Source organism: Citrobacter sp. KTE151, assembly GCF_000398845.1.
Classification (GTDB): Bacteria; Pseudomonadota; Gammaproteobacteria; order Enterobacterales; family Enterobacteriaceae; genus Citrobacter; species Citrobacter braakii.
Genome location: NZ_KB976063.1, coordinates 288,675 through 311,492, shown reverse-complemented (window position 1 = coordinate 311,492; position 22,818 = coordinate 288,675). Strand labels below are relative to the sequence as shown.

Annotated in this window: 25 protein-coding genes; 15 read left to right on the top strand and 10 right to left on the bottom strand. The window is 52.1% G+C overall.

Going from position 1 to position 22,818, the window contains the following annotated elements; all coding sequences use genetic code 11:
• Nucleotides 1–187 precede the first annotated feature (187 nt).
• Nucleotides 188–505 (bottom strand): transcriptional regulator BolA, encoded by a 318-nt coding sequence (gene bolA / locus WC7_RS19815; RefSeq protein WP_016152051.1) that lies wholly within the window; start codon nt 503–505, stop codon nt 188–190.
• 306 nt (nt 506–811) lie between these two features.
• On the opposite strand from bolA, the gene WC7_RS19820 reads away from it, so the two are divergent.
• From WC7_RS19820 to cyoE, 7 genes are all read left to right on the top strand, one after another.
• On the top strand, nt 812–1,390 hold the full coding sequence (locus WC7_RS19820; protein ID WP_016152050.1) for a lipoprotein: 579 nt from the start codon (nt 812–814) through the stop codon (nt 1,388–1,390).
• Nucleotides 1,391–1,434: 44 nt separating this feature from the next.
• A complete protein-coding gene (gene ampG, locus WC7_RS19825; RefSeq protein WP_032946977.1) occupies nt 1,435–2,910 on the top strand; it encodes a muropeptide MFS transporter AmpG in 1,476 nt (491 codons plus the stop codon).
• Between the two features lie 448 nt (nt 2,911–3,358).
• Nucleotides 3,359–4,306, top strand: a complete 948-nt coding sequence (gene cyoA / locus WC7_RS19830) for a cytochrome o ubiquinol oxidase subunit II (protein WP_003847580.1) — start codon at nt 3,359–3,361, stop codon at nt 4,304–4,306.
• A 19-nt stretch (nt 4,307–4,325) separates the two neighbouring features.
• Nucleotides 4,326–6,317 carry a cytochrome o ubiquinol oxidase subunit I gene (gene cyoB / locus WC7_RS19835; RefSeq protein ID WP_003831008.1) on the top strand — a complete coding sequence of 664 codons (1,992 nt, stop codon included), beginning with the start codon at nt 4,326–4,328 and terminating at the stop codon, nt 6,315–6,317.
• Nucleotides 6,307–6,921, top strand: coding sequence for a cytochrome o ubiquinol oxidase subunit III (locus WC7_RS19840; RefSeq protein WP_003831007.1), 615 nt, complete (start codon nt 6,307–6,309; stop codon nt 6,919–6,921). The genes cyoB and WC7_RS19840 overlap by 11 nt, the downstream gene beginning before the upstream one ends.
• Nucleotides 6,921–7,250 carry a cytochrome o ubiquinol oxidase subunit IV gene (locus WC7_RS19845; RefSeq protein WP_003831006.1) on the top strand — a complete coding sequence of 110 codons (330 nt, stop codon included), beginning with the start codon at nt 6,921–6,923 and terminating at the stop codon, nt 7,248–7,250. The genes WC7_RS19840 and WC7_RS19845 overlap by 1 nt, the downstream gene beginning before the upstream one ends.
• 11 nt (nt 7,251–7,261) lie before the next feature.
• On the top strand, nt 7,262–8,152 hold the full coding sequence (gene cyoE / locus WC7_RS19850) for a heme o synthase (RefSeq protein ID WP_003831005.1): 891 nt from the start codon (nt 7,262–7,264) through the stop codon (nt 8,150–8,152).
• A gap of 59 nt (nt 8,153–8,211) precedes the next feature.
• Here cyoE and WC7_RS19855 read toward each other — a convergent pair whose 3' ends face one another.
• From WC7_RS19855 to WC7_RS19865, 3 genes are read right to left on the bottom strand one after another with little or no spacing between them, the layout of a single operon-like run.
• The gene (locus tag WC7_RS19855; protein WP_016152048.1) at nt 8,212–8,535 is read right to left on the bottom strand and encodes a DUF1493 family protein; all 324 of its coding nucleotides are present in this window, start codon (nt 8,533–8,535) and stop codon (nt 8,212–8,214) included.
• Nucleotides 8,535–9,002 carry an STM2901 family protein gene (locus WC7_RS19860; RefSeq protein ID WP_016152047.1) on the bottom strand — a complete coding sequence of 156 codons (468 nt, stop codon included), beginning with the start codon at nt 9,000–9,002 and terminating at the stop codon, nt 8,535–8,537. Before WC7_RS19860 ends, WC7_RS19855 begins: the two co-directional genes overlap by 1 nt.
• 11 nt (nt 9,003–9,013) lie before the next feature.
• Nucleotides 9,014–9,496 carry an Hcp family type VI secretion system effector gene (locus WC7_RS19865; RefSeq protein WP_016152046.1) on the bottom strand — a complete coding sequence of 161 codons (483 nt, stop codon included), beginning with the start codon at nt 9,494–9,496 and terminating at the stop codon, nt 9,014–9,016.
• Nucleotides 9,497–9,678: 182 nt separating this feature from the next.
• Here WC7_RS19865 and WC7_RS19870 point away from each other — a divergent pair, with 182 nt between their 5' ends.
• Entirely contained in the window at nt 9,679–11,043 is a 1,365-nt protein-coding gene (locus tag WC7_RS19870; RefSeq protein WP_016152045.1) for an MFS transporter, read from the top strand.
• A 94-nt stretch (nt 11,044–11,137) separates the two neighbouring features.
• Here the strand turns inward: WC7_RS19870 and WC7_RS19875 are convergent, their stop codons facing one another.
• Complete coding sequence (locus tag WC7_RS19875) at nt 11,138–11,629, bottom strand: YajQ family cyclic di-GMP-binding protein (RefSeq protein ID WP_003831002.1); 492 nt, start codon at nt 11,627–11,629, stop codon at nt 11,138–11,140.
• 174 nt (nt 11,630–11,803) lie between these two features.
• On the opposite strand from WC7_RS19875, the gene panE reads away from it, so the two are divergent.
• Genes panE through WC7_RS19890 form a run of 3 tightly spaced genes read left to right on the top strand, consistent with a single transcriptional unit; the run spans nt 11,804 to nt 14,379 of the window.
• The gene (gene panE / locus WC7_RS19880) at nt 11,804–12,715 is read left to right on the top strand and encodes a 2-dehydropantoate 2-reductase (RefSeq protein ID WP_016152044.1); all 912 of its coding nucleotides are present in this window, start codon (nt 11,804–11,806) and stop codon (nt 12,713–12,715) included.
• Entirely contained in the window at nt 12,678–13,268 is a 591-nt protein-coding gene (gene yajL / locus WC7_RS19885) for a protein deglycase YajL (protein WP_016152043.1), read from the top strand. The genes panE and yajL overlap by 38 nt, the downstream gene beginning before the upstream one ends.
• A gap of 31 nt (nt 13,269–13,299) precedes the next feature.
• The gene (locus WC7_RS19890; RefSeq protein WP_016152042.1) at nt 13,300–14,379 is read left to right on the top strand and encodes a hypothetical protein; all 1,080 of its coding nucleotides are present in this window, start codon (nt 13,300–13,302) and stop codon (nt 14,377–14,379) included.
• A 99-nt stretch (nt 14,380–14,478) separates the two neighbouring features.
• Here WC7_RS19890 and thiI read toward each other — a convergent pair whose 3' ends face one another.
• On the bottom strand, nt 14,479–15,927 hold the full coding sequence (thiI, locus tag WC7_RS19895) for a tRNA uracil 4-sulfurtransferase ThiI (protein WP_005125147.1): 1,449 nt from the start codon (nt 15,925–15,927) through the stop codon (nt 14,479–14,481).
• A gap of 208 nt (nt 15,928–16,135) precedes the next feature.
• On the opposite strand from thiI, the gene xseB reads away from it, so the two are divergent.
• The 4 genes from xseB to yajO are packed head-to-tail and all read left to right on the top strand — an operon-like array spanning nt 16,136 to nt 20,196.
• Nucleotides 16,136–16,378: an exodeoxyribonuclease VII small subunit gene (gene xseB, locus WC7_RS19905; RefSeq protein WP_016152040.1), complete on the top strand. Its 243-nt coding sequence runs from the start codon at nt 16,136–16,138 to the stop codon at nt 16,376–16,378.
• On the top strand, nt 16,379–17,278 hold the full coding sequence (ispA, locus tag WC7_RS19910; protein WP_016152039.1) for a (2E,6E)-farnesyl diphosphate synthase: 900 nt from the start codon (nt 16,379–16,381) through the stop codon (nt 17,276–17,278). It begins immediately after the preceding gene.
• Nucleotides 17,279–17,302: 24 nt separating this feature from the next.
• The gene (dxs, locus tag WC7_RS19915) at nt 17,303–19,165 is read left to right on the top strand and encodes a 1-deoxy-D-xylulose-5-phosphate synthase (RefSeq protein WP_016152038.1); all 1,863 of its coding nucleotides are present in this window, start codon (nt 17,303–17,305) and stop codon (nt 19,163–19,165) included.
• A 56-nt stretch (nt 19,166–19,221) separates the two neighbouring features.
• The gene (gene yajO, locus WC7_RS19920; RefSeq protein ID WP_016152037.1) at nt 19,222–20,196 is read left to right on the top strand and encodes a 1-deoxyxylulose-5-phosphate synthase YajO; all 975 of its coding nucleotides are present in this window, start codon (nt 19,222–19,224) and stop codon (nt 20,194–20,196) included.
• 100 nt (nt 20,197–20,296) lie between these two features.
• On the opposite strand, the gene pgpA is transcribed toward yajO, so the two are convergent.
• The 4 genes from pgpA to ribE form a co-directional block, all read right to left on the bottom strand.
• Nucleotides 20,297–20,815, bottom strand: a complete 519-nt coding sequence (pgpA, locus tag WC7_RS19925) for a phosphatidylglycerophosphatase A (protein WP_016152036.1) — start codon at nt 20,813–20,815, stop codon at nt 20,297–20,299.
• Nucleotides 20,793–21,770: a thiamine-phosphate kinase gene (gene thiL / locus WC7_RS19930; protein WP_016152035.1), complete on the bottom strand. Its 978-nt coding sequence runs from the start codon at nt 21,768–21,770 to the stop codon at nt 20,793–20,795. Before thiL ends, pgpA begins: the two co-directional genes overlap by 23 nt.
• A 77-nt stretch (nt 21,771–21,847) precedes the next feature.
• Nucleotides 21,848–22,267 (bottom strand): transcription antitermination factor NusB, encoded by a 420-nt coding sequence (nusB, locus tag WC7_RS19935; protein ID WP_000801129.1) that lies wholly within the window; start codon nt 22,265–22,267, stop codon nt 21,848–21,850.
• Nucleotides 22,268–22,286: 19 nt separating this feature from the next.
• Nucleotides 22,287–22,757, bottom strand: coding sequence for a 6,7-dimethyl-8-ribityllumazine synthase (gene ribE, locus WC7_RS19940; RefSeq protein WP_016152034.1), 471 nt, complete (start codon nt 22,755–22,757; stop codon nt 22,287–22,289).
• Nucleotides 22,758–22,818: the final 61 nt, after the last annotated feature.

The following is a 22,818-nucleotide window of genomic DNA, read 5'->3' as shown; positions in this document are numbered from 1 at the left end:
CATCACTTTTATGAGTCGAGAACGGTTATCGCGCGTTGCTGCGGCTTTTTTCACAATTCCCGGCTAATTTTTGTCTGAATACTGTACGACTGCCCCAGAATTCAGACAAAACAAAACGGCCCGCAGGCCGTTTTCACATAATCTGTAGCAACATACTGGAAAAGCGTCGGTTGTTGCAAATCCGTTTTTACGCGATGCTTCCCGCCCCACGACACGGAGGCGATGCAAAAATCGTATCCTGCAACGCTTCCCACTCCTTAATGGTGTAGGTATGCAGGGCAAGTGCATGAACGGTTGTGGAAAGCTCCACCGTTAAGGTGCTGTAAATCATCCGATGACGATTCAGAAAACGCTCACCTGTAAAGCGATCGCTAACCAGCACAACCTTAAAGTGGCTTTCAGAACCTGCCGGGACATTGTGACGATAGCTTTCATCCACAACTTCGAGGAACACGGGTTGGAACGCTGCCCTTAATTTTTCTTCTATTTGCTCACGAATCATCATGAAGTTTTTCCTCCGACAACGCTGAGATGTCACCCATCCCTTTAAATACTAGCCGCTTTTACCGCTTTCATTACACCTTAGCAACAAAAAATTAGCGTTTGTCTGATTTTCTCAGCCAAATGGATGAAGTTCACTAAATCCTCACTTCGATTTATTGCAAAAAGTCCGTTTATGGTCTCCACAAAGACATAAAACTGACAACACAATGAATTTACATGCGTTACCCACTTCCCCTCATCGTTGGCGATGTTATGATGGCGGGAATTTTCTCCAACCATACAATTTAGATTCGCTGAGAGCCCTGGCATGTTTAAAAAAATCCTCGTCCCGTTTGTCGCGCTGTTTATGTTAGCTGGATGCGCAACGCCGCCGACCACTATTGAAGTTTCCCCGAAAATTACCCTGCCACAGCAGGACCCGAGCCTGATGGGTGTGACCGTTAGCATCAATGGTGCCGACCAGCGTCAGGATCAGGCGCTGGCAAAAGTTACCCGTGACAACCAGCTTGTTACCCTGACCGCGTCCCGCGATCTGCGCTTCCTGCTGCAAGAAGTACTGGAAAAACAGATGACCGCACGCGGTTATATGATTGGGCCAAACGGTGCTGTTAACCTGCAAATCATTGTTAGCCAGCTGTATGCAGACGTGTCCCAGGGTAGCGTGCGCTATAACATCGCCACCAAGGCAGACATCGCCATCATTGCGACCGCTGCTAACGGCAACAAGATGACCAAAAACTACCGCGCAAGCTATTCTGTTGAAGGCGCACTGCAGGCCTCTAACAAAAATATCGCTGACGCCGTTAACAGCGTGCTGACCGATACCATCGCTGATATGTCTCAGGACACCAGCGTTCACGATTTCATCAAGCAGAACGCTCGTTAATTTCTGCCCATATGGCCCGGCGTTCGTCGGGCCTATAGAAGCCCATGTCCAGTCATTACTTACGTATTTTTCAGCAACCACGTTCAGCTATCCTGCTCATACTGGGATTCGCCTCCGGTTTACCACTCGCACTGACCTCGGGTACGCTTCAGGCATGGATGACAGTCGAGAATATCGATCTTAAAACCATCGGTTTCTTTTCTCTGGTCGGCCAGGCCTACGTGTTTAAGTTCCTCTGGTCTCCGCTAATGGACCGCTACACGCCGCCGTTTTTAGGTCGACGCCGTGGTTGGCTGCTGGCAACTCAGGTGCTGTTACTGATTTCTATCGCCGCGATGGGCTTTCTGGAGCCTGGCACGCAGCTACGCTGGATGGCCGCGCTTGCGGTGGTGATCGCGTTTTGCTCGGCATCGCAGGATATCGTCTTTGACGCATGGAAAACCGACGTGCTACCCGCCGAAGAACGCGGCACCGGCGCGGCTATCAGCGTGCTGGGCTATCGTTTAGGGATGCTGGTTTCCGGTGGGCTGGCTCTGTGGATGGCCGACCGCTGGCTGGGCTGGCAAGGAATGTACTGGCTGATGGCGGCGCTGCTGATACCTTGCATCATCGCTACCCTGCTAGCGCCCGAACCGACTGATGCCATTCCGGTGCCCAAAACGCTGGAGCAGGCGGTTGTGGCCCCGCTGCGCGACTTCTTTGGTCGTAACAACGCCTGGCTAATTCTGCTGCTTATCGTTCTGTATAAGCTCGGGGATGCCTTTGCCATGAGCCTGACTACAACCTTTTTAATCCGCGGCGTCGGATTTGATGCGGGTGAAGTTGGCGTGGTGAATAAAACGCTCGGACTGCTGGCAACCATCGTTGGCGCGCTGTACGGCGGGATCCTGATGCAACGCCTTTCGCTGTTTCGCGCATTGCTGATTTTCGGCATCCTGCAGGGGGCGTCGAATGCGGGCTACTGGTTATTGTCCATCACTGACAAACACATGTTCAGTATGGCCGCCGCCGTCTTCTTTGAAAACCTGTGTGGTGGCATGGGTACGGCAGCGTTTGTCGCCTTATTAATGACGCTGTGCAATAAGTCCTTCTCAGCGACCCAGTTCGCTCTGCTCTCCGCGCTTTCCGCCGTTGGTCGCGTTTACGTTGGCCCGGTAGCAGGTTGGTTTGTTGAAGCGCACGGGTGGCCAACGTTTTATTTGTTCTCTGTGTTTGCCGCTATCCCCGGCCTCATACTGCTGCTGGTTTGTCGTCAGACTCTGGAACATAGCTGGCAAAATGAGAGCTTCATTCCGCGCACGGAATTTCGTGGCGCGTACAGCCTGGCATTAATGACGTTGGTTGCGGGCTGCTGTCTGCTGGTGGTTTGGCTGCTGCTGTTAACCATGAACGCGCTGGATTACACCAACTTCTCCTTCCTGCCGGAACTGCTGGAAATCTCGGTGGTGGTCGCGGTCTGTGGGGTCGTTTTTGGTGGATTGCTGGATTATCTGGCACTGCGCAAAACCCGCCTGGCGTAAAAATCCACATTAATATCGCCGTTGTAATCACCCTGCGTAATTATAACGGCTAAATAAACAACAATTACTAAAAATATTATTTGTTATTTTGTGCGCCAAAGAATTTGGAAATTATTGACGCCTTTTATATATACTATTTCCCTTACTCGATTCAGCCACTACAGATTTATTTTTTGTTTTTGAATTGTCTTTTTATTGTTAAACAATTGTTTTATTTTCGCATTGGTTATACCAATTGCCCTCAGCACGTCTCCCGCTTGCCCGCTTTCGTTATAACGTGATGTTGCAACAGGTTCTTAAAGTCAAAACGACATATATTGCAACATATGTGACATGCCCGGCAGAACCCAGTAACACAGATCCAAGGATGTTTACAGTAATGTAACCTTCCCGTAAAATGCCCTCACACTTTAAACGCCACCCGGTCCCGTGGAATTGAGGTCGTTAAATGAGACTCAGGAAATACAATAAAAGTTTGGGATGGTTGTCATTAATTGCAGGCACTGCATTACTCAGTGGCTGTAATTCTGCGCTGCTTGACCCTAAAGGACAGATTGGACTGGAACAACGTTCTCTGATACTGACGGCATTTGGCCTGATGTTGATTGTCGTTATTCCTGCCATCTTGATGGCTGTTGGTTTCGCCTGGAAGTATCGTGCAAGCAATAAAGATGCGAAGTACAGCCCGAACTGGTCACACTCCAATAAAGTGGAAGCTGTGGTCTGGACGGTGCCGATCTTAATCATCATTTTCCTTGCCGTACTGACCTGGAAAACCACTCATGCTCTTGAGCCAAGCAAACCGCTGGCGCATGACGAGAAGCCCATTACCATTGAAGTGGTTTCCATGGACTGGAAATGGTTCTTCATCTATCCGGAACAAGGTATCGCTACCGTGAATGAAATCGCCTTCCCGGCGAATACTCCGGTTGAGTTCAAAGTGACGTCCAACTCCGTGATGAACTCCTTCTTTATCCCGCGTCTGGGTAGCCAGATTTATGCCATGGCCGGTATGCAGACTCGACTGCATCTGATCGCCAACGAAGTCGGTACTTATGATGGTATCTCCGCAAGCTATAGCGGACCAGGCTTCTCCGGTATGAAGTTCAAGGCTATCGCAACAAAGGACCGCGCCGAATTCGACCAATGGGTTGCTAAAGCTAAACAGTCCACGAACACCATGAGCGACATGGCTGCGTTCGAAAAAGTGGCTGTGCCAAGCGAATACAACCAGGTGGAATACTTCTCCAACGTGAAACCAGATTTGTTTAAAGACGTTATTAACAAATTTATGGCTCACGGTAAGAGCATGGACATGACCCAACCCGAAGGTGAGCACAGCGCACACGAAGGAATGGAAGGCATGGACATGAGCCACGCGGAATCCGCTCACTAAGGGGCCGAGGAAGAATACGATGTTCGGAAAATTGACGCTGGATGCAGTGCCGTTCCATGAACCAATTGTCATGGTTACGATCGCTGCCATTATCATCGGTGGTGCGGCCTTACTGGGCCTAATCACTTACTTCGGTAAGTGGACCTACCTGTGGAAAGAGTGGCTAACTTCGGTTGACCACAAACGCCTTGGCATCATGTATGTCATTGTCGCAATCGTCATGTTGATTCGTGGCTTTGCCGACGCCATCATGATGCGTAGTCAGCAAGCGCTGGCTTCTGCAGGTGAAGCGGGCTTCCTGCCACCTCACCACTACGACCAGATCTTCACGGCTCACGGCGTGATTATGATCTTCTTCGTGGCAATGCCATTTGTTATCGGTCTGATGAACCTGGTGGTTCCGCTGCAGATCGGCGCACGTGACGTTGCATTCCCGTTCCTGAACAACCTGAGCTTCTGGTTCACCGTTGTCGGCGTAATCCTGGTTAACCTGTCTCTGGGCGTGGGTGAATTCGCACAGACCGGTTGGCTGGCGTACCCGCCACTCTCGGGAATAGAGTACAGTCCAAGCGTCGGGGTCGATTATTGGATATGGGCAGTCCAGTTGTCCGGTATTGGTACAACCCTAACCGGGATCAACTTCTTTGTGACCATCATTAAGATGCGTGCGCCAGGAATGACCATGTTCAAGATGCCGGTATTTAGCTGGGCATCGCTGTGTGCGAACATCCTGATTATCGCGTCTTTCCCAATCCTGACGGTTACCGTCGCGTTGCTGACCCTGGATCGCTATCTGGGCACCCATTTCTTTACCAACGATATGGGCGGCAACATGATGATGTACATCAACCTGATTTGGGCCTGGGGCCATCCGGAAGTGTACATTCTGGTTCTGCCGGTCTTCGGTGTGTTCTCCGAAATCGCTGCAACCTTCTCACGTAAACGTCTGTTTGGTTACACCTCACTGGTGTGGGCAACCGTCTGTATCACCGTGCTGTCGTTCGTTGTTTGGCTGCACCACTTCTTCACCATGGGTGCAGGCGCTAACGTAAACGCCTTCTTCGGTATTACCACCATGATTATCGCCATCCCGACCGGGGTGAAGATCTTCAACTGGCTGTTCACCATGTACCAGGGTCGTATCGTATTCCACTCAGCGATGCTGTGGACGATTGGCTTTATCGTTACCTTCTCAGTCGGCGGCATGACCGGCGTACTGCTGGCGGTTCCGGGTGCGGACTTCGTGCTGCACAACAGTCTGTTCCTGATTGCGCACTTCCATAACGTTATCATCGGCGGCGTCGTATTTGGATGCTTCGCAGGTATGACCTACTGGTGGCCAAAAGCGTTTGGCTTCACGCTGAACGAAACCTGGGGTAAACGCGCATTCTGGTTCTGGATCATCGGCTTCTTCGTGGCGTTTATGCCGCTGTATGTGCTGGGCTTTATGGGGATGACCCGTCGCCTCAGCCAGCAGATTGACCCGCAGTTCCATCCGATGCTGGTCGTTGCCGCCTGCGGTGCCGCGCTGATTGCATTGGGTATCCTGTGCCAGCTGATTCAGATCTTCGTTTCTATTCGCGACCGCGAGCAGAACCGCGACCTGACCGGTGACCCATGGGGTGGTCGTACGCTGGAGTGGGCAACCTCTTCCCCGCCTCCGTTCTACAACTTTGCCGTTGTGCCGCACGTTCATGAGCGTGATGCCTTCTGGGAAATGAAAGAAAAAGGTGAAGCGTACAAGCAGCCTGCGCACTATGAAGAAATTCATATGCCGAAAAACAGCGGTGCCGGTATCGTCATTACCGCCTTCGCAACACTGTTTGGTTTCGCCATGATCTGGCATATCTGGTGGCTGGCGATTGCAAGCTTCGCAGGCATGATCATCAGCTGGATTGTGAAAAGCTTTGATGAAGACGTGGATTACTACGTGCCGGTCCCGGAAGTCGAAAAACTGGAAAACCAGCATTTCGATGAGATTACTAAGGCAGGGCTGAAAAATGGCAACTGATACTTTAACGCACGCGACTGCCCACGCGCACGAACACGGGCACCACGATGCAGGCCAGACCAAGATCTTCGGATTCTGGGTCTACCTGATGAGCGACTGCATTCTGTTCTCTATTCTGTTTGCAACCTATGCCGTTCTGGTGAACGGCACCGCTGGTGGCCCAACAGGTAAGGACATTTTTGAACTGCCGTTCGTTCTGGTTGAAACATTCCTGCTGTTATTCAGCTCTATTACTTACGGCATGGCGGCGATCGCCATGTACAAGAACAACAAGAGCCAGGTTATCTCCTGGCTGGCGTTGACCTTCTTGTTCGGTGCCGGATTCATCGGGATGGAACTCTATGAATTCCATCACCTGATTGTTAACGGTATGGGCCCGGATCGCAGCGGCTTCCTGTCTGCATTCTTCGCGCTGGTCGGCACGCACGGTCTGCACGTCACCTCCGGTCTTATCTGGATGGCGGTGCTGATGGTGCAAGTTGCTCGTCGCGGCCTGACCAGTACTAACCGTACCCGCATCATGTGCCTGAGCCTGTTCTGGCACTTCCTGGATGTGGTGTGGATCTGTGTGTTCACTGTTGTTTATCTGATGGGGGCGATGTAATGAGTCATTCTAACGAGAGCGGCGGCGCATCCCATGGCAGCGTAAAAACCTACATGACAGGTTTTATCCTGTCGATAATCCTGACGGTTATTCCGTTCTGGATGGTCATGACAGGTTCTGCCTCTCCTGCCGTCATTCTGGGAACTATTCTGGCAATGGCAGTGGTACAGATTCTGGTGCACCTGGTGTGCTTCCTGCACATGAATAGCAAATCTGATGAAGGTTGGAACATGACAGCCTTTGTCTTTACTGTGCTAATCATCGCCATCCTGGTTGTGGGCTCCATCTGGATTATGTGGAACCTTAACTACAACATGATGATGCACTAAGAGCGGCGATTATGATGTTTAAGCAATACCTGCAAGTAACAAAACCAGGCATCATCTTTGGCAACCTGATCTCGGTGATTGGGGGATTCCTGCTGGCCTCGAAAGGCAGCATTGATTATCCCCTGTTTATCTACACGTTGGTTGGGGTGTCACTGGTTGTGGCGTCGGGTTGTGTATTTAACAACTACATCGACAGGGATATCGACAGGAAGATGGAGAGGACCAAAAACCGCGTGCTGGTTAAAGGTCTGATTTCCCCTGCGGTCTCGCTGGTATACGCCACCCTGCTGGGTATTGCTGGCTTTATGCTGCTGTGGTTTGGCGCGAACCCTCTGGCCTGCTGGCTGGGGGTAATGGGCTTCGTGGTCTATGTGGGCGTCTATAGCCTGTACATGAAGCGCCATTCCGTTTATGGCACGCTGATTGGCTCACTCTCCGGTGCTGCGCCGCCGGTGATTGGCTACTGCGCCGTAACCGGTGAGTTCGATAGCGGTGCGCTGATTCTGCTGGCTATTTTCAGCCTGTGGCAGATGCCGCACTCTTACGCGATTGCGATTTTCCGCTTTAAGGATTATCAGGCAGCCAACATCCCGGTACTGCCGGTGGTGAAAGGTATTTCGGTCGCGAAGAACCATATCACGCTGTACATCGTGGCGTTTGCTATCGCCACGCTGATGCTCACCCTGGGCGGCTATGCTGGTTATAAATACCTGATTGTTGCTGCGGCGGTGAGCGTCTGGTGGTTGGGCATGGCGCTGCGCGGTTATAAAGTGGAAGATGACAGGGTCTGGGCACGCAAGCTGTTCGGTTTCTCCATCATCGCCATTACCGCGCTTTCCGTGATGATGTCCGTTGACTTTATGGTGCCAAACTCGCAGAACCTGCTGACTTACGTCTGGTAACGATCTGCTGATACGAAAAGGGTGCCTCCGGCACCCTTTTTTATTGGCAGGGATGTTATTCAGTCATAAAGCCATTTCCCCGCCTTTGCTGACTCTATAATCATCTCTACTGTCAAAGGCTTTAATTCAATTTCAGGAGGATCTTTTTTCCAGAAAGGGTATTCTTGTTCAATATAATTCCTTCCATCAAAGTTCGAATATTCAATATCAAAATGCTCAAATAAATCAGCTAAAAAATCATATGCATCTTCCGGAATAAACTGAAAATCATCCTCCAGGGTCCATTCTTTCGTGACCTGCTTAAGACCAGGCCTAAACCAACGTTCCCTGATTGGGTAATTCTTCATGATGTACTCAATAACTTCAGCTTCATAATTTCTCATCAGAAAGATGTCCACTGTATGCGATCTTTGGGTCGTGCGATGAGGTTGTATTTATCGCGGGTATGTTTTGTCACCGCGAACAAAAGCACGATTAACTGAGCATGCCCGACAAAAGGAACCCAACGGCCTATGTAAGTTGCTATTTGGTTTGTTGGAACCATCTTCAATTTGGAAAACTTCCCCATAGGAGCGTGTAGTCTTAAACCAAACGGGAACCGAGCCCCTTTCAGAAGTTTTCTACATAGAATTGATGCAATACTAGTGCCCGGAGTGTTCGTGGCTGCTGATAGTTTTCCTTTGACAGGAATAAATGGTTGACCGATCAAAACCAGCATAACAGCTTCCGTGGTGATACCTAATGAATCTGCCAACTGCTCAATGAATATCAAATCAAACAGTTCACCCGACGTTACGTTAGCGTGACCATGATACCAATAGGTTCCATTCGCCTCTTCAGTTGTGTCCATTCAATCCCCCATTATACCGTCTGCCGGTCATTCCATGCGTCGGTATAGATAATGTTCCCGTCGCAATGCTTCCAGGTGATTTTTTCGTAGCGTAATTCTATGGTTTCAAGATGGTTATTATTCATGTCCTCTGGACCAGCCATCGAGGGAGAAACGGAGACAATCCGCACCCCTTCCAGAAACATATTGAAGTATTCAACTTCCTGACCGGCATCATTGATTTTGTACCAACGAATCTCTGCAGACTTAAGATTCTGACCAGAAGCGACAGCTTTGTATAAATACGGGCTAGAGTAGTCAAACTCTTTGATGATCATCATCGGTGAATGTTGGCGTGTGCCTGTTGGCTTGCCTGTACCGTTATCAGTGGGAATAGACAAATTGTGATGAAAGCCTTTAAATTCAATACTGTATTCTCTTCCCTCTACATCACACCCGCCCTTAATCAGCGCGCCACCATCGTCATAAATCCACATATTGCCCGGAATCGCCATTTTCCTTTTCCCTCTTTCCATTAGAAATAACCACAAAAAGACTACACCTGTAATTATCGCAAGTAAATTAGTTGCAGCTGTAATTATTACGATTTTCCCACTACACAATTCCACATATCGTAGAGGTTTACCGCACTCCTTCCCCGCTTTACACTAGGCGCGAAATTAATACAGAGGTGGGAATGAACGATTACAAAATGACGCCCGGTGAGTTGCGCGCCACCTGGGGTTTAGGGACCGTATTCTCGTTGCGCATGCTTGGCATGTTTATGGTTCTGCCGGTTCTGACCACGTACGGTATGGCGCTACAGGGGGCCAGTGAAGCGCTGATTGGCCTTGCCATTGGCATTTATGGTCTGGCGCAAGCCGTTTTCCAGATCCCCTTTGGTCTGCTTTCTGACCGCATCGGTCGTAAGCCGCTTATCGTCGGCGGGCTGGCGGTATTCGTTCTCGGCAGCGTGATTGCCGCCCTCTCCGATTCAATCTGGGGCATTATTCTCGGTCGCGCTTTGCAAGGCTCTGGCGCGATTGCCGCCGCCGTGATGGCGCTGCTTTCCGACTTAACCCGTGAGCAAAACCGTACCAAAGCGATGGCGTTTATCGGCGTCAGCTTTGGTATCACCTTCGCCATTGCGATGGTGCTAGGACCGATCGTTACCCATGCGCTGGGACTACACGCGCTGTTCTGGATGATTGCAGCTCTTGCAACCACCGGCATCGTGCTAACCATTTGGGTCGTTCCCAATAGCACCAGCCACGTGCTGAACCGCGAATCTGGCATGGTAAAAGGCAGCTTCAGCAAAGTGCTGGCGGAGCCCAAACTGCTCAAGCTCAACTTTGGCATCATGTGTCTGCACATTTTGTTGATGTCCACTTTCGTCGCCTTACCGGGCCAACTGGCGAAAGCCGGTTTCCCCGCCGCAGAGCACTGGAAAATTTATCTGGTGACGATGCTGCTGTCCTTTGTTTCCGTGGTGCCGTTCATCATTTACGCAGAAGTGAAGCGGCGGATGAAGCGCGTATTCCTCGCCTGCGTGTTACTGATCCTTATCGCAGAGATTGTATTGTGGAGCGCTAACGTGCGTTTTTGGGGGCTGATTGCGGGCGTTCAGATATTCTTCCTCGCCTTCAACCTGATGGAGGCCCTCCTCCCCTCGCTTATCAGCAAAGAGTCTCCGGCTGGCTATAAAGGCACAGCGATGGGCGTTTACTCCACCAGCCAGTTTCTTGGCGTGGCGATTGGCGGTTCGCTCGGCGGTTGGGTGGTCGAAATGTTTGATGGTCAGGCGGTATTCCTGGCCGGCGCGCTTCTGGCGGCAGTTTGGTTGTTGGTGGCAAGCACAATGAAAGAGCCGCCGTATGTCAGCAGCCTGCGAGTGGAAATCCCGCCTGAGATTGCCGCAGATGACACCCTAAAGCAGCGTCTGCTGGCTAAAGAAGGGATAAGCGAAGTGTTAATTGTTGCGAAAGAGCATTCGGCTTACGTGAAAATCGACAGCAAAGTGACGAATCGATTTGAGGTTGAACAGGCCATCAGCCAGGCGTGAAGAGTGCCAGATGGCGACTATCGTTTGATCCGGCCTACAAATAGCGTGTGCAACCTGTAGGCCGGATAAGCGTAGCGCCATCAGGCATTACGGCTTAATCGCGGAAGTTCTTAAACTGGAACGGCTGGCCGAGATCGCCGCCGCGAACCAGCGCCATAACGGATTGCAGATCGTCACGCGCCTTGCCGGTCACGCGGATTTCTTCGCCCTGAATCTGCGCCTGCACCTTCAGTTTGCTGTCTTTGATCAGCTTAACGATTTTCTTTTGCACCGCGCTTTCAATGCCCTGTTTCAGCTTAGCTTCAACAAACCAGGTTTTACCGCTGTGCACGAAGGTTTCTGGTACGTCCAACGAAGTGCCTTCAATACCACGTTTCAGCAGCTTGGCACGTAAAATATCCAGCAGCTGATTGACCTGGAAATCAGACTCGCTTAGCACCTTAATCGTCTTATTCGACTCGTTCAGCTCAAAAGTCGCTTCAACGCCACGAAAATCAAAGCGTGACTCCACTTCGCGGCTGGCGTTATCTACCGCGTTACGGGCTTCCTGAAGATCAACTTCAGAAACAATATCGAAAGATGGCATCTTTTCCTCTCCCTTCATTTTTGATGCGAAGCATAATACCTGCAAAGTTACACAACAGACAGCGCTATACTAGGCTGTATCCTTTAATTGTACGTGGTACTGATACCTGCGAACAATAATGGGGTACGGCCGATATGGATTAACACCTGGTGATGTTGCAGGTGAGGAGGAAGAATGAAAATTACCGTACTGGGATGTGGAGCGTTAGGACAGCTTTGGCTAACCACGCTGTGCAAACATGGACATGAGGTTCAGGGGTGGCTACGCGTACCGCAACCCTATTGCAGCGTTAACCTGATCGACACGGATGGGTCAGTATTCAATGAATCCCTGACGGCAAACGCCCCCGATTTTTTGGCGAAAAGCGACCTGTTGCTTGTCACTCTGAAAGCCTGGCAGGTTTCTGATGCGGTCAAAGGCCTGGCCGCCATTCTGCCTGACACCACTCCCATTCTGCTGATTCACAACGGTATGGGGACGATTGAAGAGTTGCATAACATTAAGCAACCTCTATTGATGGGCACCACAACCCACGCGGCACGCCGTGACGGGAACGTGATCATTCATGTCGCTCAGGGAACAACAAGGATTGGTCCGGCGCGTGAACAAGACGGTGATTTCAGTTATCTGGCTGAAGTCCTGCAAGAGGTGCTGCCGGACGTCGCCTGGCACAACAATATTCGCGCTGAGTTGTGGCGCAAGCTGGCCGTCAACTGCGTCATTAACCCGCTGACCGCATTATGGGATTGCTCAAATGGAGAGTTACGCCATCATCCTGAAAAAATAGCGCTCATCTGCGAGGAGGTGGCGGCGGTCATTGAACGCGAAGGCCACCACACATCAGCAGATGATTTACGCTATTATGTTGAGCAAGTGATTGACAGTACGGCGGAAAATATCTCATCAATGCTGCAAGACATACATGCCCTGCGCCATACTGAGATCGACTACATTACTGGTTATTTGTTAAAACGCGCCCGCGCGCACGGCATCGCCGTACCGGAAAATGCCCGCCTGTTTGAAATGGTTAAGAGAAAGGAAAGTGAGTATGAGCGCTCAAGCACTGGTATGTCTCGCCCCTGGTAGTGAAGAGACCGAAGCGGTCACCACTATCGATCTGCTGGTTCGCGGCGGAATTAAGGTCACGACCGCAAGCGTTGCCAGCGATGGCGGCCTGACGATCGTGTGCTCACGCGGAGTAAAACTACTGGCGGATGCACCATTAGTGGAAGTTGCTGACGGGGATTTCGACATTATCGTGCTGCCCGGCGGTATTAAAGGCGCCGAGTGTTTTCGCGACAGCCCTCTGCTTGTCGAAACCGTGAAACAGTTTCATCGCTCCGGGCGCATTGTCGCGGCAATTTGCGCCGCTGCCGCCACAGTCCTCGTCCCACACGATATTTTTCCCATCGGTAACATGACCGGTTTTCCGGCGCTGAAAGACAATATTCCCACTGACCAGTGGCAGGATAAGCGCGTCGTATGGGATCCGCGCGTCAATCTGTTAACCAGCCAGGGACCGGGAACCTCAATCGATTTCGGTTTAAAAATCATTGATCTCCTGGTGAGTCGCGAAAAAGCTTACGAAGTGGCATCACAACTGGTTATGGCAGCGGGAATTTATAACTACTACGAGTAATCTTCAGGCCACTCGCATTCAAGGAATTATGATGAAAGGATATCTGAGCGGAGTGGCTTTACTGCTCCTTTCCGGCTACGCCAGTGCGACTCAACTTGAAATTGAGAGCCTTGAGTATCGCTATCCCGCAAGCACTGAGATGCAATATCGCGTGCCGTGGTTTACCTCAACGGATAACCCACAGGTTGCAAAACGCATTAACGATTATATTTTCACAAGCTTTATCAATCAGCTACCGGGAAATAATCCACGAGCGACCGTGAATCAGTTTGCGAAATCAGAGATGAATCCCACCGCAAACCTTGACTACACGGTTGAGTATCGCGACGCCAAAGTGTTGACCCTCAACATGTTTGTCGAAGGCTGCGGGGCGTATTGCGAGTCGTACAATGTACCGATCAGCTTCGATTTAGCCAACGGCGCGACAATTACCCTTAACGACCTCTTTTCCCGCTCCACGATGACCGAATTAAACACCCGTATCAGAAAAGATATCCGCAGCCAAATTGATACCTTTGTTGCCGCACAGAAATCACAAAAGCCGGAGCAAATAAAAGAAGACGGTGGAGATTCTGGCTTTGCCGAATTCTACGCATCGTGTGCAACCTACACCGACGGTCTGTACTACATCGACAAATTCTCCCTGCAAAAAGACCATCTGGCTTTCCTGAACGGACGTTGTAGCAACCACGCCAATCGCGCGGGTGACGAACTGAGCGATTTCACCACGAAAATCCCGACCGTTGAACTGCATAATCAGCTCACGCCTTACGGCCAGTATCTGACTGCCGCAAAGAGATCTACACCGGTTTCGCCAGCGCCCGGCATTGACGGCAAGGTCATGTACGGCACGTTGGGAAAAAGCATGCGTATTGTGTTGAAGGTCGACTGCAAATACGGTGATTTTTTTGAAGGGGCTTACTTTTACCAGAAATTTGGCGCACCGATTGAATTAAACGGTAAATGCGACACAGCCGACAATCAACATTATGTACTGAAGACCTCTGCCGCTGAACAATCGGAAGAGAAGATAACGCTGGAGTTAAAAGACGGCGTCTATCAGGGTGTCTGGGAGTCGAACGGGAAAAAGCTCCCCATCCGTTTTGAATAATATTGTTATATTGCCGGATGGCAGCGTAAACAATTTATCAGGCCTACACAACATACCGCTTGCAGGCCTGATAAGCGCAGCACCCTCAGGCAAAAGTCACTACGGGCGATATACCTTCACGTTTTCAAAGCCCTGCTCGCGCAGATACAGCGCCTGCAGACGGCTCATCACTCCGCGTTCACACCACAGCAGCCAGGTTTTACTCTGGTCCAGATCGCCGAATTTGGTGCTCAGTTTGTAGAACGGCAGAGAAACGACGTCCACACCGTCAACCTTCAGCGGTTTGTCATCCTGTTCATCCACAGAGCGGATATCCAGAATCACATCGTTCGGGCCGAAGCCGCTCACGGTTTCCACTTCCACCACGGTCTGCTGCGTCTGCTGGGCGATATCACGAATATCGATATTGTTCGCTTCTTCAACCACTTTATCGAGGATAGAGAAATCGAAGTTTTCTTCTTCGGCCTCAATCTTCGCTTTAATCGCTTTCACCGTCGGGCTTTTTGAAATCACACCGCAGTATTCCGGCATGGTACGGGCAAAGTCCTCAGTACCAATTTCACGCGCCAGATTAATGATGTGCTCCTTATCATGGGAGATAAGCGGGCGCAGGATCAGGGTGTCAGAAACGTTATCGATCAGGCGCAGGTTGGTCAGCGTCTGGCTGGACACCTGGCCCAGCGCTTCACCGGTTACCAGCGCCTGTACGCCGTAGCGCTCAGCGACTTTCGACGCTGCACGAACCATCATACGTTTAAGGACCACGCCCATCTGACCGTCGTCGACTTTCTCCAGGATCTCGCCAACCACCGGCTCAAAGTTGATCGCGACAAAACGCACGCGATGCGAGCTACCAAAGCGGTTCCACAGATAATGCGCCACCTGACGAACGCCGATTTCATGCGCTGCGCCGCCGAGATTAAAGAAGCAGTAGTGCACGCGGCAGCCGCGACGCATCAGCATATAGCTGGACACGCCGGAGTCGAAACCACCGGAAATCAGCGACAGTACATCTTCCTGCGTCCCGATCGGGAAACCGCCAATACCTTCATAGCGGCCTTTAACCAGCAGCAGACGGTCGTTTTCGATTTCAAGATTAACCGTCACGTCCGGCTTCGTCAGCTTCACGCGCGCGGATTCAATATGCTGGTTCAGTCCACCGCCAACATAGCGTTCCACTTCAATAGAGCTAAACTCATGCTTACCGCGACGCTTAACGCGTACGCAGAATGTTTTGCCTTCCAGTTGATCGCGATACTGCACCAGCGCTTTCTCGAAAATATCGTGCATATCGGTAAACGGCACGTCTTCAACTTCGAGAATATGGTGGATCCCCGGAATACGGGTCAGCGCGTCGCGAATATCCAGGCGCTGGCTTTCATCTTTAGCGCGAACCTCAACGTGATCCCAGTGGCGGACCACGGCAAGGTCTTCATCATAGTGCTTTAAAACGTTACGAATGTTCCCTGTCAGAATTTTTATAAAGCGCAAACGCACAGATTGGCTTTTGATGGTGATTTCTGGGAACAATTTAATGATAAACTTCATGGCGGCAATGGTTCTTTGGCAAGTCTGAATGACTTGTAATGGAAAAAAATACAGCAGCCCATACCCTGCGGCTGCATCCAGGCGCGCAAGTATACCACCATCATGGTCATCCTGTGCACATCGCCTTACCATTGTGCGTTATTTGCTTATCAGTGCGAGTCCGTTACCATAGCCTTGTGCTGCCAATACAGAGAGTCAGACATTCATTATGCCGAAGAAAAATGAAGCGCCAGCCAGTTTTGAAACAGCGCTGAGCGACCTGGAACAGATTGTTACCCGTCTGGAAAGCGGCGACCTGCCGCTGGAAGAAGCGCTGAACGAATTTGAACGTGGCGTACAGTTAGCACGTCAGGGACAGGTCAAGTTGCAGCAGGCTGAACAGCGCGTACAAATCCTGCTGTCAGATACTGAAGACGCCGCCCTTACGCCTTTCACACCGGATAATGAGTAAATGGATTTTACGCAGCAGCTACAGGCTTGCGTTGAGCAGGCCAACCAGGCACTGAGCCGTTTTATCGCGCCATTGCCCTTTCAGAACACTCCCGTGGTCGAAACCATGCAATATGGCGCATTATTAGGCGGTAAACGTCTGCGCCCGTTTCTGGTGTATGCGACCGGTCAGATGTTTGGCGTCAGCCTGAGTACGCTTGATGCTCCCGCTGCCGCCGTCGAGTGTATCCATGCCTATTCGCTGATGCACGATGACTTACCCGCGATGGACGACGATGACCTGCGCCGCGGTCTGCCGACCTGCCACGTAAAATTTGGCGAGGCTAATGCGATCCTGGCCGGAGATGCGCTACAAACGCTGGCGTTCTCCATTATCAGCGACGCCCCGATGCCGGAAGTTTCTGATCGTGACCGCATCGCGATGATCTCTGAACTGGCCCAGGCCAGCGGTATCGCCGGTATGTGCGGCGGTCAGGCGTTGGATCTGGACGCTGAAGGCCATCAGGTAGAACTGGATGCGCTGGAGCGTATTCACCGCCATAAAACCGGGGCATTGATTCGCGCCGCCGTGCGTCTGGGTGCGTTAAGCGCAGGCGATAAAGGGCGAGAATGCCTGGCAATACTCGACAAGTACGCAGAAAGCATCGGTCTGGCCTTCCAGGTTCAGGATGACATCCTGGATGTGGTAGGCGATACTGCAACATTGGGTAAACGTCAGGGTGCTGACCAGCAGCTTGGCAAAAGTACCTATCCTGCACTTCTGGGTCTTGAGCAAGCCCAGAATAAAGCCCGGGATTTAATTGAGGATGCCCGCCAGTCGCTAAGTTTGCTGGCCGCACAGTCACTCGATACCTCGGCACTGGAAGCGCTAGCGGACTACATAATCCAGCGTGATAAATAAACCAACATATCCCATGAGCTTGCGATGAGTTTTGATATAGCCAAATACCCGACCCTGGCGCTGGTCGACTCCACTCAGGAGTTACGCCTGCTGCCAAAAGAGAGCCTGCCAAAGCTTTGCGACGAACTGCGCCGCTATTTGCTCGACAGCGTAAGCCGTTCCAGCGGGCACTTCGCCTCTGGTCTGGGCACGGTGGAACTCACCGTAGCGCTGCACTACGTCTACAACACCCCGTTTGACCAGTTAATCTGGGATGTGGGACATCAGGCTTACCCGCACAAAATTCTGACCGGCCGCCGCGATAAAATCGGCACCATTCGGCAGAAAGGCGGTTTGCATCCATTCCCATGGCGCGGTGAGAGCGAATATGACGTACTGAGCGTAGGGCACTCCTCAACCTCCATCAGCGCAGGTATCGGTATTGCGGTTGCCGCCGAGAAAGAAGGCAAGGAACGCCGTACCGTTTGTGTGATTGGGGACGGTGCGATCACCGCAGGCATGGCGTTTGAAGCGATGAACCACGCGGGTGATATTAAGCCCGACATGCTGGTTATCCTCAACGACAACGAAATGTCGATTTCAGAGAACGTCGGCGCGCTGAACAATCACCTGGCGCAACTGCTCTCTGGCAAACTCTACTCCTCGCTGCGCGAAGGCGGGAAGAAAGTGTTCTCCGGTGTGCCACCGATTAAAGAACTGCTCAAACGTACCGAAGAGCACATCAAAGGCATGGTTGTGCCGGGTACGCTGTTTGAAGAGCTGGGCTTTAACTATATTGGTCCGGTGGACGGTCACGACGTGCTGGGGCTTATCACCACGCTTAAGAACATGCGCGATCTCAAAGGTCCACAGTTCCTGCACATCATGACCAAAAAAGGTCGTGGCTACGAGCCTGCGGAAAAAGATCCGATTACGTTCCACGCGGTACCAAAATTCGATCCATCCAGCGGATGTCTGCCGAAAAGCAGCGGCGGCCTGCCGAGCTATTCAAAAATCTTCGGTGACTGGCTGTGTGAGACCGCGGCGAAAGACAATAAGCTGATGGCGATCACCCCGGCGATGCGCGAAGGCTCCGGTATGGTGGAGTTCTCACGTAAGTTCCCGGACCGCTACTTTGATGTGGCGATTGCCGAGCAGCACGCGGTGACGTTTGCGGCCGGTCTGGCGATTGGCGGTTATAAGCCGGTCGTGGCTATTTACTCCACCTTCCTGCAACGCGCTTACGATCAGGTACTGCATGATGTCGCCATCCAGAAACTGCCGGTCCTGTTCGCCGTCGACCGGGCAGGTATCGTTGGCGCAGATGGACAAACCCACCAAGGGGCGTTCGACCTCTCTTTCCTGCGCTGCATCCCGGAAATGGTCATTATGACCCCAAGCGATGAGAACGAATGTCGCCAGATGCTGTTCACCGGCTATCATTACAACGACGGTCCAACGGTCGTACGTTATCCGCGCGGTAACGCGGTGGGTGTTGAGCTGGCGCCGCTGGAACATCTGCCAATCGGCAAAGGCATCGTGAAGCGTCACGGGGAGAAAGTGGCGATCCTCAACTTCGGCACCCTAATGCCGGAAGCCGCTCAGGTCGCAGAATCACTGAACGCCACGCTGGTTGATATGCGCTTTGTGAAACCGTTGGATGAAACGGTGATCCTCGAAATGGCAGCCCAACACGAGGTGCTGGTCACCCTTGAAGAGAATGCCATTATGGGCGGCGCTGGTAGCGGCGTAAACGAAGTGCTAATGGCCCATCGCAAGCCTGTTCCGGTGCTGAACATTGGCCTGCCTGACTTCTTCATCCCGCAGGGGACTCAGGACGAGGCTCGCGCCGAACTGGGACTTAATGCCGCCGGAATTGAGGCCAAAATCAAGGCCTGGCTGGCATAATCCCCTCCCCGCTCCTGCTATGCTTAACTCATCACGAGCATAGCAGGAGTGGATTAATGAAATACAACACCTTAGGAAAAACCGACCTACGGGTCTCCCGCCTTTGCCTGGGTTGCATGACGTTTGGCGAGCCCAATCGCGGCAATCACGCCTGGACGCTACCAGAAGAAAGCAGCCGCCCGATAATCAAACACGCTCTTGAAGGCGGCATTAACTTTTTTGATACCGCCAACAGCTACTCCGCTGGCAGCAGCGAAGAGATTGTCGGCCGCGCACTGCGTGATTTCGCCCGCCGCGAAGATGTCGTGGTCGCCACCAAGGTTTTTCACCAGGTTGATGATTTAGCGGAAGGATTATCCCGCGCACAAATCTTGCGCTCAATCGACGATAGCCTCAGACGCCTGGGTATGGACTATGTGGACATCCTGCAAATTCACCGCTGGGATTACAATACGCCTATCGAAGAAACGCTGGAAACCCTTAACGACGTAGTGAAAGCCGGTAAAGCTCGCTATATTGGCGCCTCATCCATGCACGCGTCTCAGTTTGCTCAGGCGCTGGCCTTACAGAAACAACACGGCTGGGCGCAGTTCGTTAGCATGCAGGATCACTACAACCTGATCTACCGTGAGGAAGAACGCGAAATGCTGCCGCTTTGCTATCAGGAAGGCGTCGCGGTGATCCCATGGAGTCCGCTGGCGCGTGGTCGCCTGACGCGCCCCTGGGGAGAAACGACCGCACGTCTGGTTTCTGATGAAGTCGGTAAAAATTTATACCGTGAGAGCGATGAAAACGACGCGCAAATTGCCGCGCGGCTGACCGGTGTCAGTGAGGAATTAGGCGTAACGCGTGCGCAGGTTGCGCTGGCCTGGCTGCTGAGCAAACCGGGGGTGGCAGCGCCGATTATCGGCACTTCGCGCGAGGAACAGTTGGATGAGTTACTTAATGCGGTGGATTTGACGCTGAAGCCAGAGCAGATTGCCGAGCTGGAAACGCCGTACAAACAGCATCCGGTGGTCGGATTTAAATAATCTGGCATTGCCCGATGGCGCTACGCTTATCGGGCCTACGAAACCGCCATCGTGTTTCCAGGCCGGATAAGGCGTTTACGCTGCCATCCGGCAAGCCCATTTAAATGATACCTACCGGCCAGTGATGGCCGATAAAATACAAAATTCCGGCGGAGAGTATTCCGGCCACAATATCATCAATCATGATCCCCGTACCGCCATGCACGTTGCGATCGAACCAACGGATCGGCCACGGCTTCCACATATCCAGAATACGGAAAATCACAAATCCGGCGGCGACCCACTGCCAGTCGTGGGTCGGCAGCGCCATCAGGGTTATCCACATCCCGACAAACTCGTCCCAGACAATGCTACCGTGATCGTGCACGCCCATATCTTTCGCCGTTTGATGGCACAGATAAACGCCGATACAGATAGACAACATGACCACCAGTGAATACAGCTGCCACGGCAGAAACGTCATTAAATACCAAAAAGGGATCGCCGCCAGCGATCCCATCGTGCCTGGAACAATTGGGCTCAGCCCGCTGCCAAAACCGGTGGCCAACAGGTGCCACGGATTGCGCATACTCAGGCGACTTTTGGCGACATCTTTTTTAAGGCGCGGCAAAATGGTCATATCCTTTCCAGTCGAACGTGACGGGTTTTCCGTCGCGCGTAAAGTGAATGCCTTCCACGTCCGCGCTCATCTGCCCAATGCAGGTAAACGATGCGCCGAGATTCCCCAGCGCCACGTCCAGTGCGCCACGGTTAATTTCCGGTACGGTAAAGCATAACTCATAATCTTCACCACCCGAAAGCGCCCAGCGCAGGGCTTGTTCCGGCTCAACGTGTTGGGCAAATGCCGTAGAGTATGGCAACGCATCGACGTTAACCCGCGCCCCACAGCCGCAGGCATTGACGATATGCCCCAGATCGGAAATCAGGCCGTCGGAAATATCGATAGCCGCACTGGCCAGATCGCGCAGGGCTTGTCCCTGCAAAATACGCGGTGTTGGACGCAGATGACGTTTAAGCAGATAGTCTGCGTCTTTTGCATCTGCCACCTGCAAGCGATCCTGCAAAATCGCCAGCCCGGCCGCGCTGTCGCCCGGCGTACCGGTCACATAAATCCAGTCCCCCGGTTTCGCACCGGAGCGTTTTAAGGCCCGTCCAACAGGGACGTAGCCGTGGATACCCAGCGTCATCGACAGTGGCCCACGCGTGGTGTCACCACCTATCAGCTGCATATCATAGTAATTAAGGAGTTCAAACAGGCCATCGCTGAAGGCTTCAAGCCAGACTTCATCGACGTCAGGCAGTGTGAGCGCCAGCGTCAGCCACGCAGGATCGGCTCCCATCGCCGCCAGATCGCTCAAATTCACCGCCAGCGCTTTCCAGGCGAGATCGGTGGGATCAATGTCGGGGAGGAAGTGGTTGCCTGCCACCAGCGTATCGGTGCTGATCGCCAGCGTTTGTTTTTCAGGGATGTTCAGAAGTGCGCAATCGTCACCAATACCGGTTTCGACATCAAGACGAGACGTTCTTACGCGGTCAAAATAACGGGCAATCAGGGAAAATTCGCCGCATGCCATACGTTATGCCTCAGCAGAAAAAAAAGAAAAAGCCGGGGGCAGCGGAAACAAGTTCCACCATCCAGCCGGCCTCGGGATTACTTTTTGTTGGGGCGAATCACAGGTGCTGCTTTATCCAGTACGCCGTTCACGAATTTATGGCTGTCTTCAGCGCCGAAGGTTTTCGCCAGTTCAATCGCTTCGTTGATGGCCACTTTGTACGGCACATCACTACGTTTAGACAGTTCAAACAGCGCAATACGCAGCACGGCTTTTTCTACCTGACCCAGCTCTTCCAACAGACGAGACAGATAAGGCTTCATTAATCCATCCAGGTACGCGCTGTTAGTCGCCACCCCGGACAGCAGTTCACGGAAATACAGAACGTCGACATCTTTTACGTCCTGTTCCGCCAGGAACTGGTATTCAACATCAGCGATGTCGTTCTGGGACAACTGCCAGGAGTAGAGCGCCTGGACGGCACACTCACGGGCGCGGCGACGAGCAGCAGGTTTCACGGATTTCCCCTTACAAAAATCAGGCCTTGATGGCTTTCAATACATTAATCATTTCAAGTGCAGTCAGTGCAGCTTCTGCGCCTTTGTTGCCAGCTTTAGTGCCAGCACGTTCGATGGCTTGTTCAATACTTTCGGTGGTCAGAACACCGAAGGCTACCGGAATGCCACTGTCCTGAGCGACATGCGCCAGGCCATTGCTTGCACCGCCAGCCACATATTCGAAGTGCGCGGTGCCACCACGAATCACCGTACCTAACGCAATCACCGCGTCGTATTTACCGGATTTTGCAAGTACTGAGGCTGCCAGCGGCAGCTCATACGCGCCCGGAACCCAAACGACGGTAATGTTTTCATCTTTAACCTGACCAATACGTTTCAGGGCGTCGATCGCACCTTCCAGCAGGCTGTCATTGATAAAGTTGTTGAAACGCGCAATGGTGATGGCGACGCGAGCGTCCGGGGTAGCAACGTTAGCTTCAATAATGTTCATATTCTTCCTTCGGATTCACTAGACCCCGCAGGGGGGCGGATTTTATCATAATAATCTGTGC

Bases quoted from the DNA above. Each gene is read 5' to 3' on its own strand.
- bolA (WP_016152051.1), bottom strand. From the start codon at position 505: ATGATGATTCGTGAGCAAATAGAAGAAAAATTAAGGGCAGCGTTCCAA.
- WC7_RS19820 (WP_016152050.1), top strand. From the start codon at position 812: ATGTTTAAAAAAATCCTCGTCCCGTTTGTCGCGCTGTTTATGTTAGCT.
- ampG (WP_032946977.1), top strand. From the start codon at position 1,435: ATGTCCAGTCATTACTTACGTATTTTTCAGCAACCACGTTCAGCTATC.
- cyoA (WP_003847580.1), top strand. From the start codon at position 3,359: ATGAGACTCAGGAAATACAATAAAAGTTTGGGATGGTTGTCATTAATT.
- cyoB (WP_003831008.1), top strand. From the start codon at position 4,326: ATGTTCGGAAAATTGACGCTGGATGCAGTGCCGTTCCATGAACCAATT.
- WC7_RS19840 (WP_003831007.1), top strand. From the start codon at position 6,307: ATGGCAACTGATACTTTAACGCACGCGACTGCCCACGCGCACGAACAC.
- WC7_RS19845 (WP_003831006.1), top strand. From the start codon at position 6,921: ATGAGTCATTCTAACGAGAGCGGCGGCGCATCCCATGGCAGCGTAAAA.
- cyoE (WP_003831005.1), top strand. From the start codon at position 7,262: ATGATGTTTAAGCAATACCTGCAAGTAACAAAACCAGGCATCATCTTT.
- WC7_RS19855 (WP_016152048.1), bottom strand. From the start codon at position 8,535: ATGAGAAATTATGAAGCTGAAGTTATTGAGTACATCATGAAGAATTAC.
- WC7_RS19860 (WP_016152047.1), bottom strand. From the start codon at position 9,002: ATGGACACAACTGAAGAGGCGAATGGAACCTATTGGTATCATGGTCAC.
- WC7_RS19865 (WP_016152046.1), bottom strand. From the start codon at position 9,496: ATGGCGATTCCGGGCAATATGTGGATTTATGACGATGGTGGCGCGCTG.
- WC7_RS19870 (WP_016152045.1), top strand. From the start codon at position 9,679: ATGAACGATTACAAAATGACGCCCGGTGAGTTGCGCGCCACCTGGGGT.
- WC7_RS19875 (WP_003831002.1), bottom strand. From the start codon at position 11,629: ATGCCATCTTTCGATATTGTTTCTGAAGTTGATCTTCAGGAAGCCCGT.
- panE (WP_016152044.1), top strand. From the start codon at position 11,804: ATGAAAATTACCGTACTGGGATGTGGAGCGTTAGGACAGCTTTGGCTA.
- yajL (WP_016152043.1), top strand. From the start codon at position 12,678: ATGAGCGCTCAAGCACTGGTATGTCTCGCCCCTGGTAGTGAAGAGACC.
- WC7_RS19890 (WP_016152042.1), top strand. From the start codon at position 13,300: ATGAAAGGATATCTGAGCGGAGTGGCTTTACTGCTCCTTTCCGGCTAC.
- thiI (WP_005125147.1), bottom strand. From the start codon at position 15,927: ATGAAGTTTATCATTAAATTGTTCCCAGAAATCACCATCAAAAGCCAA.
- xseB (WP_016152040.1), top strand. From the start codon at position 16,136: ATGCCGAAGAAAAATGAAGCGCCAGCCAGTTTTGAAACAGCGCTGAGC.
- ispA (WP_016152039.1), top strand. From the start codon at position 16,379: ATGGATTTTACGCAGCAGCTACAGGCTTGCGTTGAGCAGGCCAACCAG.
- dxs (WP_016152038.1), top strand. From the start codon at position 17,303: ATGAGTTTTGATATAGCCAAATACCCGACCCTGGCGCTGGTCGACTCC.
- yajO (WP_016152037.1), top strand. From the start codon at position 19,222: ATGAAATACAACACCTTAGGAAAAACCGACCTACGGGTCTCCCGCCTT.
- pgpA (WP_016152036.1), bottom strand. From the start codon at position 20,815: ATGACCATTTTGCCGCGCCTTAAAAAAGATGTCGCCAAAAGTCGCCTG.
- thiL (WP_016152035.1), bottom strand. From the start codon at position 21,770: ATGGCATGCGGCGAATTTTCCCTGATTGCCCGTTATTTTGACCGCGTA.
- ribE (WP_016152034.1), bottom strand. From the start codon at position 22,757: ATGAACATTATTGAAGCTAACGTTGCTACCCCGGACGCTCGCGTCGCC.